The sequence below is a fragment of the Haemophilus sp. HMSC066D02 genome, from assembly GCF_001810545.1.
GTDB lineage: Bacteria > Pseudomonadota > Gammaproteobacteria > Enterobacterales > Pasteurellaceae > Haemophilus_D.
In genome coordinates this window covers 26819-40144 of sequence record NZ_KV801802.1, presented here as the reverse complement: position 1 = coordinate 40144, position 13326 = coordinate 26819, and the positions used below count along the sequence as shown (strand labels likewise).

General features: G+C 39.3%; 14 protein-coding genes. 3 read left to right on the top strand and 11 right to left on the bottom strand.

All coding sequences use genetic code 11. The annotated features are described in order from the left end of the window. Window positions 1–2: 2 nt before the first annotated feature. From HMPREF2750_RS00210 to HMPREF2750_RS00190, 5 genes are all read right to left on the bottom strand, one after another. The gene (locus HMPREF2750_RS00210; RefSeq protein WP_070582130.1) at window positions 3–1739 is read right to left on the bottom strand and encodes an autotransporter assembly complex protein TamA; all 1737 of its coding nucleotides are present in this window, start codon (window positions 1737–1739) and stop codon (window positions 3–5) included. A 188-nt stretch (window positions 1740–1927) separates the two neighbouring features. Further along, on the bottom strand, window positions 1928–2362 hold the full coding sequence (gene dtd, locus HMPREF2750_RS00205) for a D-aminoacyl-tRNA deacylase (RefSeq protein ID WP_070582129.1): 435 nt from the start codon (window positions 2360–2362) through the stop codon (window positions 1928–1930). Next, a complete protein-coding gene (locus tag HMPREF2750_RS00200; protein WP_070582128.1) occupies window positions 2359–3183 on the bottom strand; it encodes a virulence factor BrkB family protein in 825 nt (274 codons plus the stop codon). The genes dtd and HMPREF2750_RS00200 overlap by 4 nt, the downstream gene beginning before the upstream one ends. Next, entirely contained in the window at window positions 3183–3656 is a 474-nt protein-coding gene (locus HMPREF2750_RS00195) for a YchJ family protein (RefSeq protein ID WP_070582127.1), read from the bottom strand. The genes HMPREF2750_RS00200 and HMPREF2750_RS00195 overlap by 1 nt, the downstream gene beginning before the upstream one ends. A gap of 1 nt (window position 3657) precedes the next feature. After that, window positions 3658–4323 (bottom strand): MOSC domain-containing protein, encoded by a 666-nt coding sequence (locus HMPREF2750_RS00190; RefSeq protein WP_070582126.1) that lies wholly within the window; start codon window positions 4321–4323, stop codon window positions 3658–3660. A gap of 122 nt (window positions 4324–4445) precedes the next feature. On the opposite strand from HMPREF2750_RS00190, the gene HMPREF2750_RS00185 reads away from it, so the two are divergent. Both HMPREF2750_RS00185 and udp read left to right on the top strand, forming a co-directional pair. Then, the gene (locus tag HMPREF2750_RS00185; protein ID WP_070582125.1) at window positions 4446–5945 is read left to right on the top strand and encodes a helicase HerA-like C-terminal domain-containing protein; all 1500 of its coding nucleotides are present in this window, start codon (window positions 4446–4448) and stop codon (window positions 5943–5945) included. A 49-nt stretch (window positions 5946–5994) separates the two neighbouring features. Beyond that, window positions 5995–6753, top strand: coding sequence for a uridine phosphorylase (gene udp / locus HMPREF2750_RS00180; protein ID WP_070582124.1), 759 nt, complete (start codon window positions 5995–5997; stop codon window positions 6751–6753). A gap of 46 nt (window positions 6754–6799) precedes the next feature. Here the strand turns inward: udp and HMPREF2750_RS00175 are convergent, their stop codons facing one another. From HMPREF2750_RS00175 to HMPREF2750_RS00145, 6 genes are all read right to left on the bottom strand, one after another. Beyond that, on the bottom strand, window positions 6800–7615 hold the full coding sequence (locus tag HMPREF2750_RS00175) for a shikimate 5-dehydrogenase (RefSeq protein ID WP_070582123.1): 816 nt from the start codon (window positions 7613–7615) through the stop codon (window positions 6800–6802). An 82-nt stretch (window positions 7616–7697) separates the two neighbouring features. Beyond that, complete coding sequence (locus HMPREF2750_RS00170; protein WP_070582122.1) at window positions 7698–8288, bottom strand: hypothetical protein; 591 nt, start codon at window positions 8286–8288, stop codon at window positions 7698–7700. Between the two features lie 897 nt (window positions 8289–9185). Beyond that, entirely contained in the window at window positions 9186–9983 is a 798-nt protein-coding gene (cysE, locus tag HMPREF2750_RS00160; RefSeq protein ID WP_005695011.1) for a serine O-acetyltransferase, read from the bottom strand. A gap of 9 nt (window positions 9984–9992) precedes the next feature. Continuing rightward, window positions 9993–11000 (bottom strand): NAD(P)H-dependent glycerol-3-phosphate dehydrogenase, encoded by a 1008-nt coding sequence (gene gpsA / locus HMPREF2750_RS00155; RefSeq protein ID WP_070582120.1) that lies wholly within the window; start codon window positions 10998–11000, stop codon window positions 9993–9995. 53 nt (window positions 11001–11053) lie between these two features. Continuing rightward, a complete protein-coding gene (gene secB / locus HMPREF2750_RS00150) occupies window positions 11054–11563 on the bottom strand; it encodes a protein-export chaperone SecB (protein WP_070582119.1) in 510 nt (169 codons plus the stop codon). Between the two features lie 9 nt (window positions 11564–11572). Then, a complete protein-coding gene (locus tag HMPREF2750_RS00145) occupies window positions 11573–12019 on the bottom strand; it encodes a rhodanese-like domain-containing protein (protein WP_070582118.1) in 447 nt (148 codons plus the stop codon). A 249-nt stretch (window positions 12020–12268) separates the two neighbouring features. On the opposite strand from HMPREF2750_RS00145, the gene ansB reads away from it, so the two are divergent. Beyond that, a complete protein-coding gene (gene ansB, locus HMPREF2750_RS00140) occupies window positions 12269–13318 on the top strand; it encodes an L-asparaginase 2 (RefSeq protein ID WP_070582117.1) in 1050 nt (349 codons plus the stop codon). Window positions 13319–13326: the final 8 nt, after the last annotated feature.

The window sequence follows — 13326 nt, the reverse complement described above, 5'->3', positions numbered from 1 at the left end:
CCCTAAATTTCAGCCCCTAAGCCAATGTAAAATTGAATGTTTTTGCTGTTATCTTTATCTCGAATTGGCGTCGCAATATCAAATTTGATAGCGCCAACTGGCGATGCCCAACGCACACCGAAACCTGCGCCGTAGCGTAACTCATTTGCTTTGTAAGCATCTGCGGCTAAACCTGTATCCGCAAATACGGCTCCCCACCAATTTGGGTAAACTTGATATTGATATTCAAGGCTACCTGTTACTAAGCGAGAGCCGCCGACTAATTTCCCCTCTTTATTTTTCGGCGAAATTTTCTTATAACCATAACCTCGCACGCTGCGATCCCCCCCCGCAAAGAAACGTAGTGCAGGTGGAATTTTACGAATATCCGCGGTATTTAAATAACCAATTTCTGCACGGGTAATAAAACGGTGATTTTCTGCGTAAGTACGAATCCATGCGGTGGAAGCTTGAACTTTAAAGAAATTAGCTTCTGACATCCAAAGCTTATTTCCTAAATCGACAGTGATTTTTTGGGTATCTCCCCATGTTGGGAATTGGCCACCTCTTAAACGGGTACGGCTAAAGCCCCCAGTTGGATAAACCAGGAAGGTTTTATCGGTGAAATCAGCTTGTGTGTAGCTGTCATAACGGACACGAAGACCCGCAAAATATTGCCAACCCTCGCTATTATTCCAATAACGTAATGCAGCGAAAGTGAGGGCTTTGGTGTCCGTATCGTTTTTATTTTCTTTTTCATAACCGGTTGAAAATTCATAATAATAATTTAATGGATTTTTCAACAATGGCATTTTATAGGTGGCTTCAAAGTTTTGTTTTGGCGCAGAGACGTAAAGATTTGTACGGAAACTATGACCTCGGCTATTAATCCAAGGTTTTGTCCAACCAATTTGGACATGAGGGCCCGTATCGGTTGCAAAACCGACCCCGAGCTCCATTGCGTTTTTCTTGCGTGGATAAAGCAACAGTTCGATATCCACTAATTTTTCTTCTTCGCGGACATGAGGCTGTAAAAGCACTGAGCTAAACCAGTTGGTAGAAGAAAAATCGTTAGTTAATTCAGATAAATCGCTGACTAAATAAGGATCGCCCGATTTAATGTTGAGCATATTTTGCAAATAGTCTTCGCGAATTTGGGAATGGTTGAATGTGATGTTGCCGTAATGATAACGCACGCCACTATCAAACAGCATACGCCACCATGCTTCATGGGTTTCAGGGCTGATTTCTAAGCGAGAAATTTGGAATTTTCCGTCAAGATAACCACGAGCAAGGGCAAGGTTTGAAATGCTGCTTTTATAGTCATCGTATTTTTGATGCTCAACTAACTCACCTTGTTTTGGCAAGTTTTTACGGAGTGCTGTGAAGTTTTCGTCTTCTGCCGCTTCGCCTATAATTTCAACTTCTGTTCCGGCAATTTTGCTTGGTTCACCGGGTTTTACATTGGCGATAAGTAAGTCTCGTTGACCTTTGCGTTTTTTCAATTCAAAGGTGACTGAAGAACCATAATAACCGAAGACTCGAAGGCCTTTATCGACAGCATCTGAAACTAATTGTTTATACCGATCTGAGCCGTCCATCTCACCTTTATCAATGAGTTTGACATTCATATCAGTATTGCGAATGGCACGTTCACCCTTGATACCGCGGATCTCAATATCTACGGTTTGTTCTGCAAGGGCTGAAAAACTCATCCATCCAAGCAAAAGAGCGGTTGTTTTTAACGAAATTTTTTTCATTTTATTACAAGCTAAACTTTAAGAAGATCCACATCAAACCGCCTTAGTTTACCTATAAAATAAAGGGATTACCAATGCAATTATGGATGGGATTTGAAATTGTTATATGCATTTGAGCGTTAATACGACAATGGGATCAAAGAAAGAGTTTCCTTTGCTTTGAAAAAAATAGTGATTGTTCTCTTTATTCAGACATTTAACCAAAATGTAACCGGGCCATCATTGGTCAGCGTTACTTGCATATCTGCTGCAAATTGTCCGTTAGCAACGGTAACTTTTTCTGCACATTTTTGTGAAAAATAGCCATACAATTCGTTAGCCAATGCTGGTGCAGCACCTTTTGAGAAACTTGGTCTCAGGCCTTTTTGCGTGTCAGAGGCTAAAGTAAATTGGGATACCACAAGCACTTCGCCACCGATTTGCTGCACGTTTAAATTCATTTTGTCATTTTCATCGCTGAAAATACGGTAGTTTAATACTTTCTCGGCGAGTTTATCCGCTTTGGCTTGGTCATCTTCTTTTTCCACGCCTAATAAAACCAATAATCCTTTGCCGATTTGCCCCACAATTTGACCTTCAACTTCCACTTTAGCTTGCGTAACACGCTGAATTAACGCAATCATTTTACTTCCTCTAAATTCGTTTGATCCATTGACCGCTCTTCTGCAAGTACTGCGGCTAATTGTGCGCCGAATAACACCACTGTCCAGCTGATTTGAATCCACAATAACATAATGGGTAGTGTTGCCATGGCACCGTAAATTAATTGGTAAGACGGGAATGTCGTAATGTACCAAGCAAAGGCCTGTTTTCCTAAGGTAAAGAAAATCGCGGCAATTAATGCACCTGCTGCAGAGTGTTTGATGCTCACTTTCTTATTTGGCACGACCATATAAATGAGCGTGAAGATAAACCAAGTTGAAAGAAATGGTACAAAGCTGAGGAGTTTTAAACCAAAAGAGAGCGTTTCCGATTGCTCGAACATGGCTTTGACATAAGAACTCGCAGCAATGCTGGTACCGATTAAAAGTGGACCGAGCGTTAAAATGAGCCAATAAATAGCAAATGACGTAAAGATCGGGCGATTACTGGTATCTTGCCAAATGCCATTAAGTGTACGGTCGATGGAGTTAATGAGCATTAATGCCACTAAAATCAAACTCACAATCCCCACGGCACTCATTTGCTTGGAATTATGGACGAATTCATCAATATATTGCCCCACAACATCACTTGCGGAAGGGGCAAAATTGGTGAAGATGAATTCTTTCAATGCCCCGGTTACTTCGTTAAAAACAGGAAAGGCGGAGAAAATCGAAAACACCACCATAATTAATGGCACAATGGCGAGCATGGTGCTGTAGGTGAGTGAACCAGCAGCTTGCGTTAATTTGTTTTCTTGAGAACGCTGCCAGAATAATGCGAGAAAAGACGTTAAGGTCATTAGAGCAAGCCTCCGCAACAATGTTTAAATTTCTTCCCTGAACCACAAACACAAGGTTGTTTATTACTTGGGAGTGGCACAGTGGGGTCAACAAAATACCAACGGCCATCGATTTTTACAAAAATAGAATGTTCGTGATGTACTTGCGGCTGTTCGCTACCTTGAAAATGAGCCTTAAATTCAACCGCACTTTGTGTTTTGGTTAAGGTTTCTGCTTTGACAATCTCTAAACCGAGCCATTGCGTTTCATTAGCCCAATCTTGCAGGGCTTTTTCATCTAATAAGGTTTGTTGGCTTGGCACAGTGGTTTGCACAATATAAGGAATATTTTTGAGCACAAACGCGGAATAGCGGGAACGCATAAGTTGTTCCGCTGTTTCTGGAAACAGATTGCCTGAATGAAAACGTCCGCAACAATCTTCGTAAGAAAGCGAAGATTGGCACGGACAAAGTGCGGTCGTTTTAGCCGACATTTTAGCCCGCCTGCTGTAAATTACGTAATTGTGAGTTAACAGAACGTTTAAACGCTGGCGCTAATTCCTCAATGGCTAAGGCTTCTTCTAATTCTGCGACACTTGAAGGAGCCGAAAGTAGCGTGTTTAAACGACGAATAGTCCATTCTGGATAAGGACGGTGTTGCAAGATAAGTTCATCGCCTTGATGAATTTCACCTTCTTCGATCACGCGAACATACCAACCTGTCCAGCCAGATTGACGAATTACCTCTCTTGTATTCTCATTCTTGGTATTATGAGATAAACGTTCGCAAGGTTTACGTGGTTGTGACACTTCTAAAAGCGTGGTGCCAATTTTGTAACGATCGCCTATACAAACATTATCTTCATGTAAGCCGGATACCACAAAGTTTTCACCGTAAATCGCGCTACCGTGAAAATCAAACTTTTCACCAAGTAGCTCGTTTAAAGCGTCGAAAGACACATCAGACATAAAAAACAAGGCTTTATCTACACCACCGTGATGGGCTTTTAAACCCACATCGTTACCTTCAGCACCCAGCGTGTGCACTTTTACCATCGATACCGGTTTTTTACGGATGGCACTTTCATATGAGCTACCATCTGGGAATGTTAAGGTTTCGATCAATCCTGTTTTAATAATAAGAATTTTTGCGTTTGACATCTATTTTTCCTACTTTGAGTTAGTTTTGATAAATTATACCGTAAAATCACTTTAATTTTGACCGCACTTCGTTTTTTCCTTATTATTCGTTTAAATAAAACCAACAAAACAAAGGAATCTTTATGCAATATTCTCTCGCGCGTACCGAACAAGGTCAAACCCTTGGTATTACCGCAAAAATGGCAAACCGTCATGGCCTGATCGCAGGGGCAACAGGGACGGGGAAAACCGTAACATTACGTAAAATGGCAGAAGCGTTCAGTGATGATGGCGTGCCGGTCTTTTTAGTTGATGTAAAAGGCGATTTGTCTGGTTTAGTCAAAGCGGGCACATTCAGTGGCAAAGTGGCGGAACGCATTGAGCAATTTGATTTAGGTGGCGAGAGTTATTTAAATGGCTATCCTGTGTCATTTTGGGATGTATTCGGTGAAACCGGTATTCCACTTCGCACCACGATTTCTGAAATGGGACCATTATTACTTTCCCGTTTATTAAATTTAAACGCAACTCAAGAAGGCTTATTAAACCTCGTATTCCGTGTGGCAGATGACAAAGGTTTGTTACTCATCGACTTAAAAGATTTACGTGCAATGCTTAAATTTGTAGCAGAAAACGCCAAATCGTTCCAAGTAGAATATGGCAACGTATCAGCTGCGAGTGTGGGCGCGATTCAACGTGCTTTACTGACCCTTGAAAATGAAGGGGCAACCAATCTTTTTGGTGAACCTGCATTAAATCTTGAAGATTGGTTACAAACCCGTGATGGTCGTGGTGTGATCAATGTTTTAAATTCTGAAAAATTAATTAATTCCCCAAGAATGTATAGTGCGTTCTTGCTTTGGTTAATGTCTGAATTATTTGAGCAATTGCCGGAAGTGGGCGATCCAGATAAACCAAAATTTGTGATGTTCTTCGATGAAGCACACTTACTCTTTGATGGTGCACCAAGTGTGTTGGTGGACAAAGTGGAACAAGTGGTTCGCTTGATCCGTTCTAAAGGTGTGGGTATTTATTTTGTGACCCAAAATCCATTAGATTTACCGGATACCGTGTTAGGGCAATTAGGTAACCGTGTGCAACATGCGTTACGTGCCTTTACGCCACGAGATCAAAAAGCAGTGAAATCCGCGGCAGAAACGTTCCGTTCAAATCCAGCTGTCAATGTGGTTGAAACCATTTCAACCTTAGGTGTGGGGCAAGCATTGATTTCATTCTTAGATGAAAAAGGTATGCCTGCGCCAGTTGAAGTGGCGTATGTTTACCCGCCGAAAAGCCAACTTGCACCGATTACTGAAGAAGAGCGTGCTGCGTGGGTGAAAGACGATGAGCTTTATGCCTTCTATAAAGATTATGTGGATAATGAGTCGGCTTTCGAAGTGTTAAATGCGCAAGCGGATTTAGCCGCAGTGCAACAAAAACAAGCTGAACAAGCACAGCAAGAGGAAGAGAGCGGTTTATTTGGTAGCTTAAGCCGTATGATTTTTGGAACACAAAAACGCGGGGATAAACTTTCTCCGACAGAACAAATTGTGAATAGCGTGGCAAAATCAGTTGGTCGCAATATTCGTAATGAAGTGACCAAACAAATCATGCGTGGTATCTTAGGGGCATTGAAAAAATAACGAAAATTTGACCGCACTTTGCGGCAATAATGATAAAAAGGAGATTGTTATGTCTGATGTATTTCACTTAAACCTAACTAAAGCACAACTGAAAGGTGCAACATTAGCTATCGTGCCAGGTGATCCTGCGCGTAGCGAACGTATTGCTAAAAAACTTGATAACCCTGAGTTTCTTGCAAGTACCCGTGAATACACGTCTTGTTTGGGCTATTTAAATGGTCAACCGGTGGTGGTGTGTTCAACCGGTATTGGTGGCCCTTCTACGTCTATCTGTGTGGAAGAGCTGGCTCAGCTTGGCGTGCGTACATTCTTACGTATTGGTACAACAGGCGCAATTCAACCACACATTAATGTGGGTGATGTTCTTGTTACAACGGGTGCTGTTCGTCTTGATGGTGCAAGTCGTCATTTTGCCCCAATTGAATATCCAGCGGTAGCAAATTTTGAATGTACCACGGCACTTTTCAATGCGGCTAAAGAAAAAGGCATTGAGCCATTTGTAGGAATTACAGCCTCTTCAGATACGTTCTATCCAGGTCAAGAACGTTATGATACTTACAGCGGTAAAGTATATCGTGATTACCAAGGCTTGTTAAAACAATGGCAAGATCTCAATGTGATGAACTATGAGATGGAATCCGCGACGTTATTCACCATGTGTAACGCTCTTGGCTTACGAGCTGGTATGGTGGCAGGTGTGATTGTGAACCGTACGCAACAAGAAATTCCAAATGAAGCCACCATGAAAGATACAGAAGACAAAGCAGTATCAGTCGTAGTGGAAGCTGCAAGAAAATTGTTAGCGTAAAACTCAGATAAAAAGAACCGCACTTTTTAGAAGTGCGGTTTATTTTTTAACTGTTTTTTCGGGCAAAAGTGGCGGCTTCGGCGATTAATTGGTTATCAGGTCGAACCCCAGTGTAGAGCTCAAATTGTTCGACAGCTTGTAGCACTATCACTTCTGCACCAGAAATTGTTTGTTTATCTTGCTGTTGAGCAAATTGGATAAAGGGTGTTTCAGCAGGAATCGCCACCACATCAAAAGCGGTTTGAGCTTGTTGAATAAGATTTTCAGGAAAGGCGAGATCAAATTCTTCTTTCCCACCTTTCATCCCAATTGGTGTGACATTGACTAAAATGTCTGCCGATTGATTATCTAAAGAATAAATATATTCGTAGCCATAAAGTGCGACTAAATTTTTACCTGTTTTTTCATTTCGAGCAAAAATCTTCAGATGCTCAAATCCGCTGTTTTTAAAGGCCGCGACGACCGCTTTAGCCATACCACCACTGCCTCGTACAATCACGCGACTATTTTTATCTAATTGATATTCTTTGATAAGTTTAACAATGGCAATATAGTCGGTGTTGTAAGCACGAAGAAAACCTTGATCATTCACAATGGTATTCACGGACTGAATGGCTTGTGCGGAAGGTGAAATTTCATCTAAAAATGGCATACAGCTTTCTTTAAATGGCATTGAAACGGCACAACCTCGAATACCAAGTGCACGAATGCCCTTGACAGCGCTTTCAATATCTGTGGTGGTAAAGGCTTTATAGATAAAATTAAGCCCTAATTTTTGATACAGATAGTTATGGAATGTTGTACCAAAATTGCCCGGTCTGCCAGAAAGAGACATGCAAAGTTGGGTATCTTTGTTAATCATATTTTGGTCTTAAATATTCAAATTTAAATCATCATCAATAAAATATTGATTCATTTCAAAAGCTAGTTTTGCCGCTTTGTCTTTAATTAAAAGGAGATTGGTAATGATATCTTAAAAAAGTTATAGGGTGTAATACTACACTAAATAGAAAAGTAAGAGCGAAAAGCGTTCCGATGCAAAATACACAATTTAAGAACAATAAACATACAACATTATCGGTAATAAATAATGTATTAGTTCCTACAGCTTGAAGATCCCAGCTATCGATGTATGTCAAAAATATAAATGTTGCTACAAGAAGCAGTAATGATATGATGAAGACTAGTTTTCTCTGTATGGTTTTTATTATACTTTTCTCTATTGTAATACCAGAATCAATCATTTCACGCTCAGATAAATAAGTAAGCTTTGAAGTCAATACAGTATAAATAGCAAACAAAGGGGCTATTATCATTGATAAATTTGAAATCACTTCAGATTGAAAGGAGTATATATGAGAGTATACTCCATTCCCTTTTATTAAATACGTATCAATGAATACTTCAAAATCAGTTATTGGAATATTATTAAAAAAAATGACTATGAGAACAAACAATACTGATATAAAAACACTACCATATACTAAAAAATCCTCATTTATCAAAAATTTTGGATATTTTTTATCTCCGTTCATATAGATCCCATCTTATTAAGTTTTTCAAGATAATCTGCTATACTTAAATTACCGTTATTAACACGCATAGCAAAACTAGACATATTATTTCCCTCAATAAATTGCTAAAAACGGTTAAACTTAGTTTGATGCTACATTTTTATATGTTAATTGTCTAACAATTCATCATTTAAAGTCAAAATGAAAGTTTTTAAAATTCATTACAATAATTTTAAGTATTTGTAAGTATATTAACCTTTTAAATATTCAAATTTATATCATCATCGATAAGATATTGGTTTATTTCAATTTGGTCGGTATATATGATACTTTAATGAAGATACTGGGTGACGTATTACGCTCAACAGCACAAAAAGTGTAAAGAATGTCCCTGTATAAATTATATAAGTTAAGGATAGCAACCATATTACATTATCCCTAACAAATAATGTATTAGTTTTAGATTCTTCAAGATCCCAATTATATATGTATGTTAAAAACACACACATCGTTACAAGAAGCAGTGCTGATATAATAAAGCAAAATTTCATTAATATAGTTTTTTTTACACTTTTCTCTATTACCCTTCCACTATTAATAATTTCATTTTCCGACGAGTAAGTGAGCTTCAAAGTTAATGCTAGATAAATAGCAAACAGTGGAGCAATAATCATCGACAAATTTGAGATTATTTCAGATTGAAAGGAGTATATATGAGAATATACTCCTCTTCCCTTGACTAGATATTTATCGATAAATATTTCAAAGTTAGTTATTGGAACATCGTTAAAAAAAATAACTACAGATATAAATAATAGCAAAACAAATATGAAACTATACGTGAAAAAAAACTCATTCATCGAAAGTTTTGGATACTTTTTTTCCTCTATCATATGTTTGCCTTTCTTATAAATATTTTTAAATATTCAAATTTATATCATCATCAATAAAATATTGGTTCATTTCAAAAGCTGGTTTTGCCGCTTTGTCTTTGCCGACAATACGAGCAGGTACACCTGCAGCAGTGGCATATTCAGGTACAGGTTGAAGTACAACAGAATTGGCGCCGATTTTGGCGTATTTTCCCACTTCGATATTGCCGAGAATTTTTGCGCCCGCTCCAATCATCACACCTTCTCGTACTTTTGGATGACGATCGCCGGATTCTTTACCTGTACCACCAAGGGTGACGCCTTGCAAGATAGACACATCATTTTCAATTACTGAGGTTTCACCCACTACAATACCAGTAGCATGGTCAAACATAATGCCGTGCCCAATTTTGGCGGCAGGATGAATATCTACATCGAAAGCCACTGAAATTTGATTTTGTAAATAAAGCGCGAGTGCTTTTCGATTTTGGTTCCACAAATAATGGGTAATGCGATAGCTTTGAATGGCGTGAAAACCTTTTAAATAAAGCAATGGTGTGGACCACAATTCCACAGCGGGATCGCGGTGGCGAACGGCTTTAATATCACAAGCAGCACAATCAATGATATTGGGCTCGGCTTGATAGGCTTCTTCAATAATTTCACGCAGCGAAATGGCCGGCATGATAGGGTTAGCCAGTTTATTCGCAAGCAAATAACTCAAGGCACTGCCAAGATTTTGATGTTTTAAAATAGTGGAATGGAAAAAGCTTGCGAGCATTGGTTCGCATTCTGCTAATTCTTTTGCCTCTTGGCGAATGTGTTGCCATACTTCTAACGTCATTTTTTCTCCTTATTCGCCTTTTCGTTCACGACCCAATAAGCTCAGTGCGACTTCTTGTGCACTTTTACCACAAAAGAGCATTTGGTAAATTTGTTCTGTAATCGGCATTTCCACGCCTTGTCGTTGTGCTAATAAATAAGTTTCTTTGGTGTTATAAAACCCTTCCACCACTTGACCAATTTCATCCATGGCTTGTTGACTATCAGTTCCTTTACCAAGCATTAAACCAAATCGGCGGTTACGGGATTGGTTATCGGTACAAGTGAGCACTAAATCACCTAAACCAGACATGCCCATAAAGGTTTGTGTATTCGCTCCCATGGCTACACCTAAGCGAGTAATTTCCGCAATCCCACGGGTAATCAATGCCGTTCTGGCATTGGCACCAAATCCCATACCATCTGAAATACCTGCGCCAATCGCAATTACGTTTTTAATGGCGCCACCTAATTGAACGCCAATCATATCTTGGTTTACATACACTCGGAAATGCTGACTGCAATGAATTCTCGCTTGAAATTCTAAGGCAAACTTTTCATTACAAGAGGCAAGCGTAATCGCCGTTGGCAAACCTTGAGCCAATTCTTTCGCAAAAGTAGGACCAGAAAGCACCGCCGTCGGAATTGCTTTACCTAAGGTTTCTTCCACTACTTCTTGTAGTAATCGGCCGGTGTTGCGTTCTAATCCTTTGGTTGCCCAAATTAAACGATGATCAGGTTTTAAGTGCGGTCGAATTTTTAAGAGAATTTCACCGAAAGCATGGCTTGGCACTACAATTAAAATATCTTTCGATTGGTCAAGTGCAGTTTTCAAATCTAATTCTAAATGTAAACTTTCTGGAAATTCAATATCAGGCAGAAAACGGCGATTTTGACGTTCCTGTTGCATTTGATGAATGTGATCGGGATTGTGCCCCCAAAGATAGGTTGGAGAACCATTGCGAGAAAATGAGATAGCGAGTGCTGTTCCATAAGAACCGCAACCAAGAATGGTAATTGGAGATTGGGATGCGTTCATTTCAATCACCTTTAAAATAAAAGGGCAGACGGTATCGCCTGCCCTTATCACAATTAATGTTGGGTTTCTTGATTTTCTTCCGCTTCGGCCGCAGCTTGCTGCTTGTTCATGTAATCAATGAACAACGCATCGAAGTTTACCGGAGAAAGGTTTAATGCTGGGAATGTACCGCGATTTACTAAGTTAGAAATCAATTCACGAGCATAAGGGAAAAGCATATTTGGGCATTGAGATGTTAAGCAGTGTGCCATTTGAACATCTTCTAAACCGCTGATTGTAAATACACCAGATTGTTTCACTTCACAAATAAACGCCACATCACCAGAATCTTCCATGGTGGTTTCCACGTTAATGTTTAACGTCACTTCGTATAAATCTTCACCCACTTGAACGGCTTCAGTGCTTAAATCAAAGCCAAGTTTTGGTTTCCATTCTTGGTGGAAAATATGAGGAAGATTTGGTGCTTCAAAAGAAACATCTTTTACATAAATACGTTGAATTTGAAGTACGGCTTCTTGTTGCTCTTCAGCAGCTACTTCAGGTTGTTGATTTTGTTCAGACATAGAGGATCCTTACTTATGTTTTTTTACTAATGGTAAATTTGCACCCGCCCAAGCAGCTAAACCGTCTTTTAATACATAGACTTTTTCAAAGCCTTGTTTAGTTAAAAGTTCTGCAGAGGTGGTAGAAGAAACACCGTTAACATCCACAATGATAACCGGTCTTTCTTTGTGATGTTCGATTTTGCCTACATTGTGATTTTTGATTTCAGTTGGAAGCAAGTTCACGCTGCCTATAATATGACCGCGTTGGAATTCATCGATAGGGCGTAAATCAATCACCACCGCTTCTTCGTTATTCATTAAATGAACGGCTTCAGGGTTGGTGATGACGCGATATTTTTGTGTCGCACTTTTAAAAAAGGTGAAAAGTGTCATAAAAAGGACAGCAAACCATGCGATCGTTAAAAAAGTGTGTTTTTGAGCAAATTCAATTGCTTGAGGCATAAATTCTTGCATGTTGTTCTCAACTTAATTTTGATTATGAATAAGAGTTTATCTTCAGATGAAATAAGGCTTTAAGTATAACCGCACTTTAGTTATCTTTCAAAAAAATTATCAAGGAAACGCAACGTTGGCGAAAGCTTATACAATCGGATCGATAAAAATGTGATCGGGATCATAAATATATTATCTTTGTGTTTATTCTACACCTAATTAAGTAGAGAATAGCCAAACTTAGATGATTAAACGTGAAAGGAGACGCACATGAAATTAAAAAAATTAACGGCACTTATGATGCTCGGATTCGGTTTTTCGGTCGCACAAGCTGCGGAATTACCTAGCATTACAATTTTAGCGACAGGGGGCACGATTGCCGGAAGTGGTGAAACTGCAGTTTCTTCAGCTTATAAAGCAGGGCAACTCAATGTTGATGCATTAATTGATGCCGTGCCTGAAATTAAGCAACTTGCGAATGTAAAAGGTGAGCAAATTGTGAAAATTGGTTCACAGGACATGAGCGATGATGTGTGGTTAAAATTAGCCAAAGCGATTAATGCACAATGTAAAGATACTGATGGTTTTGTGATTACTCATGGTACCGATACCATGGAAGAAACCGCTTATTTTTTAGATCTTACAGCAAAATGTGAAAAACCAATTGTATTAGTGGGTGCAATGCGCCCTGCAACAGAAAAAAGTGCGGATGGTCCGTTAAACCTTTATAACGCCGTCGTCGTGGCAACCGATAAAAAATCATCCGGCCGTGGTGTATTAGTGGCGATGAATGGTGAAGTATTAGGTGCACGTGATGTAACCAAAATGAGTACCACTGCAGTACAAACATTCCACTCACCAAACTATGGTACCTTGGGTTATATCCATAACAGTAAAGTGGATTACGAACGTTCGCCTGAAAGTAAACATACCGTAAACACACCATTTAACGTAGATAAATTAGACAGCTTGCCGAAAGTAGGCATTGTATATGCTTATTCTAATGCACCAATTGAACCATTAAATTCATTATTGGATGCGGGCTATCAAGGTATTGTTTCAGCGGGTGTGGGTAACGGTAACGTGAATGCGGCACACTTAGAACGTTTAGAAAAAGCCGCGAAAGATGGAGTGGTAGTGGTGCGTTCATCTCGTGTACCAACGGGTTACACCACACGTGATGCTGAAGTAGATGATTCTAAATATGGTTTTGTGGCTTCAGGTACATTGAATCCGCAAAAAGCACGTGTGTTATTACAATTAGCCTTAACACAAACAAAAGATCCAAAAGTGATTCAACAATACTTTGAGGATTTCTAGGAAAGTCA

Coding starts and splice junctions, on each gene's coding strand:
- ansB (WP_070582117.1), top strand. CDS start 12,269: ATGAAATTAAAAAAATTAACGGCACTTATGATGCTCGGATTCGGTTTT.
- secB (WP_070582119.1), bottom strand. CDS start 11,563: ATGTCTGAACAAAATCAACAACCTGAAGTAGCTGCTGAAGAGCAACAA.
- HMPREF2750_RS00210 (WP_070582130.1), bottom strand. CDS start 1,739: ATGAAAAAAATTTCGTTAAAAACAACCGCTCTTTTGCTTGGATGGATG.
- HMPREF2750_RS00170 (WP_070582122.1), bottom strand. CDS start 8,288: ATGAACGGAGATAAAAAATATCCAAAATTTTTGATAAATGAGGATTTT.
- HMPREF2750_RS00190 (WP_070582126.1), bottom strand. CDS start 4,323: ATGTCAAACGCAAAAATTCTTATTATTAAAACAGGATTGATCGAAACC.
- HMPREF2750_RS00145 (WP_070582118.1), bottom strand. CDS start 12,019: ATGCAAGAATTTATGCCTCAAGCAATTGAATTTGCTCAAAAACACACT.
- HMPREF2750_RS00185 (WP_070582125.1), top strand. CDS start 4,446: ATGCAATATTCTCTCGCGCGTACCGAACAAGGTCAAACCCTTGGTATT.
- udp (WP_070582124.1), top strand. CDS start 5,995: ATGTCTGATGTATTTCACTTAAACCTAACTAAAGCACAACTGAAAGGT.
- gpsA (WP_070582120.1), bottom strand. CDS start 11,000: ATGAACGCATCCCAATCTCCAATTACCATTCTTGGTTGCGGTTCTTAT.
- dtd (WP_070582129.1), bottom strand. CDS start 2,362: ATGATTGCGTTAATTCAGCGTGTTACGCAAGCTAAAGTGGAAGTTGAA.
- HMPREF2750_RS00195 (WP_070582127.1), bottom strand. CDS start 3,656: ATGTCGGCTAAAACGACCGCACTTTGTCCGTGCCAATCTTCGCTTTCT.
- HMPREF2750_RS00200 (WP_070582128.1), bottom strand. CDS start 3,183: ATGACCTTAACGTCTTTTCTCGCATTATTCTGGCAGCGTTCTCAAGAA.
- HMPREF2750_RS00175 (WP_070582123.1), bottom strand. CDS start 7,615: ATGATTAACAAAGATACCCAACTTTGCATGTCTCTTTCTGGCAGACCG.
- cysE (WP_005695011.1), bottom strand. CDS start 9,983: ATGACGTTAGAAGTATGGCAACACATTCGCCAAGAGGCAAAAGAATTA.